At 33.2% G+C, this 247-nt stretch carries 1 protein-coding gene; it reads left to right on the top strand.

What is annotated here, in order from left to right:
• A partial coding sequence (locus tag SB756_RS33755; protein WP_410913723.1) for a glycoside hydrolase family 3 C-terminal domain-containing protein occupies positions 1–247 on the top strand: 247 nt, incomplete at both ends.

Here is a 247-nt window from a genome sequence, read left to right as displayed (position 1 = left end):
ATATTCAGACACTTCTATAGATGTTGTAGGCTCTAATAAACATTTAGCTTTAACACAAGAAGCAGCTCAAAAATCATTAGTACTTTTAAAAAATGAGCAAGTACTACCATTAAAGGGAAATGAAAAAATAGCCCTTATAGGTCCAAATGCTGATAACGAAGCTATTTTGTTAGGCAACTACAATGGCATGCCAATAGTTCCAATAACACCTAAACTAGCACTTGAACAACGTTTAGGCAAAAATAAC

The sequence above is a fragment of the Pseudomonas sp. SIMBA_068 genome, assembly GCF_046534705.1.
Classification (GTDB): domain Bacteria; phylum Pseudomonadota; class Gammaproteobacteria; order Pseudomonadales; family Pseudomonadaceae; genus Aquipseudomonas; species Aquipseudomonas putida.
Note: the sequence above shows the minus strand (reverse complement) of the source record. Positions and strands in the feature narration are given on the sequence as shown.